Source organism: Shinella sp. M27, assembly GCF_049199905.1.
In the GTDB taxonomy this organism is placed as follows: Bacteria; Pseudomonadota; Alphaproteobacteria; order Rhizobiales; family Rhizobiaceae; genus Shinella.
Genome location: NZ_JBLZPK010000034.1, coordinates 25,089 through 26,809 on the forward strand (window position 1 = coordinate 25,089; position 1,721 = coordinate 26,809).

The 1,721-nt window shown below is 63.3% G+C and carries 3 protein-coding genes and 1 pseudogene; 3 read left to right on the forward strand and 1 reads right to left on the reverse strand.

All coding sequences use genetic code 11. The features are described from left to right. A pseudogene (gene ftrA / locus ACOZK4_RS14080) lies at positions 1 to 365 on the reverse strand (transcriptional regulator FtrA); the annotation flags it as partial. Between the two features lie 102 nt (positions 366 to 467). Here ftrA and ACOZK4_RS14085 point away from each other — a divergent pair. From ACOZK4_RS14085 to ACOZK4_RS14095, 3 genes are read left to right on the forward strand one after another with little or no spacing between them, the layout of a single operon-like run. Further along, positions 468 to 899, forward strand: coding sequence for a rhodanese-like domain-containing protein (locus ACOZK4_RS14085; protein WP_421592426.1), 432 nt, complete (start codon positions 468 to 470; stop codon positions 897 to 899). Then, the gene (locus tag ACOZK4_RS14090; RefSeq protein ID WP_421592427.1) at positions 896 to 1,369 is read left to right on the forward strand and encodes a GNAT family N-acetyltransferase; all 474 of its coding nucleotides are present in this window, start codon (positions 896 to 898) and stop codon (positions 1,367 to 1,369) included. Before ACOZK4_RS14085 ends, ACOZK4_RS14090 begins: the two co-directional genes overlap by 4 nt. A 33-nt stretch (positions 1,370 to 1,402) precedes the next feature. Continuing rightward, positions 1,403 to 1,708, forward strand: coding sequence for an NIPSNAP family protein (locus ACOZK4_RS14095; protein ID WP_298103708.1), 306 nt, complete (start codon positions 1,403 to 1,405; stop codon positions 1,706 to 1,708). The last annotated feature ends 13 nt before the right edge of the window (positions 1,709 to 1,721 follow it).

Consider the following 1,721-nt stretch of genomic DNA (forward strand, 5'->3'; position numbering starts at 1 on the left):
AGCACGAAGACGCCGGAGCAGAAGGAGAGGATGCGTGCGCCGCGCGCCTGCGCCGCCTGTAGCGCCTCGATCAGCACCCGTGGCACCGGTGCATCGATGCCGCGCCAGCCGGGAATGATGATCGTGCCGGCCTCCGCCAGCAGGTCGAGCCCACCGTCCACGGCAAAGCGCAGCCCGCCCGTCGAGCGCATCTCGCCTTCATCGAGGCCGGCGACGGCAAAGCGGTACCAGTTCGGCCCCATTTCCGGCCGGGCAAGGGCGAAAATCTCGGTCGCGATGCCGAATTCGAAGGTGCAGAGCTGGTCATAGGCGACAGCCACGACGAGCGGATTGGCAAGCGGCGGGAGCAAAAGCGGGTTTGTCATGATCTTGATGGTATATGGCAATCATGCCATCTGCAAGCGTCGCTCCGTTCCGGCTACATCTCTCTCGTCCCAACAAGGCCCGTTCCAACTAGGAGAGACATCATGAGTTTCGTCACCGACTATCCGGCCGCTTCCCCCGCTGTCGCCATCGAGCATTTCTCGAAGTTGCTGTCCGTCGAAACCGACTGCGCCGACGTCGCCGTGGCGCTGAAGTCCGGCGATCAGGATTTCGTCCTGCTCCATGTTATCGGTTCGCCGGAAGCCTATGCCCGCCAGCATGTGCCGGGTGCCATCCACCTGCCGCACCGGCAGATCAACGCCGAGCGTATGGCCGAATGGCCTGAAGACACCGTGTTCGTCGCCTATTGCGCCGGCCCGCATTGCAACGGCGCGGACCAGGCCGCCCTCAAGATCGCCCGCCTCGGCCGCCCGGTGAAGATCATGATCGGCGGCATCACCGGCTGGGAAGACGAGGGCCATGGCTTCGCGACCGGCAGCGAAGCGGGCAGCCTGCTGGCGATTGCCGCCGAATGAGCGCGGATGGCCTTCACGTCAGGCCCTTCACGCACGATGACGTTGAGGCCGTCTGGGACCTCATGCGGGCGCTGGCAATCTTCGAAGGTTATATCGATGCCTTCGCCGTCACGCCCAATGTTCTCAGGCTTCACGGCCTTGGTGCAGCTCCCGCCTTCGGCGTCTTCGTGGCGGCGAAGGGGAAGGCGCTTGCCGGCATCGCCGTGCATTACCGCATTCCCTGGACCTATGATCTCAAACCCGTCGTGGTGCTCAAGGAGCTTTATGTCGCGGAAGCGTTTCGCGGGCAGGGCGTGGGGCAGGCGCTGTTTGCGCACCTGCGCGCCCATGCCGTCGAGATCGGCGCCTCCGCACTGCGCTGGACGGTGCTGCCCGACAACGCGGTGGCGCTGCGATTCTATGCGGGGCAGGGCGGCGCGTGTGACGCGGATTGGCAGCATTGGACCCTGCCGTTGCAAACGCGAATCTGAAATGGTCCGCCCATTCACAGACGGAGCATTCCCTTGATCACCTGCTATCTCAGATATGTCATCGACCCGCACAAGCTTGCGGAATTCGAAGCCTATGCCCGCGCCTGGATCCCCATCGTCAACCGCATGGGCGGCCAGCATCACGGTTATTTCCTGCCGAGCGAGGGTGCAAACAACATTGCGCTGGCGCTGTTCAGCTTCCCGAGCCTTGCAGCCTATGAGGACTATCGCACCCGCATGGTGAGCGATCCGGAATGCATCGCCGCCTTCGACATGGACAAGCACAATCGCAGCATCATCAGCTACGAACGCAGCTTCATGCGGCCGGTTTTCTCCTGAAAAGCGAAACGCC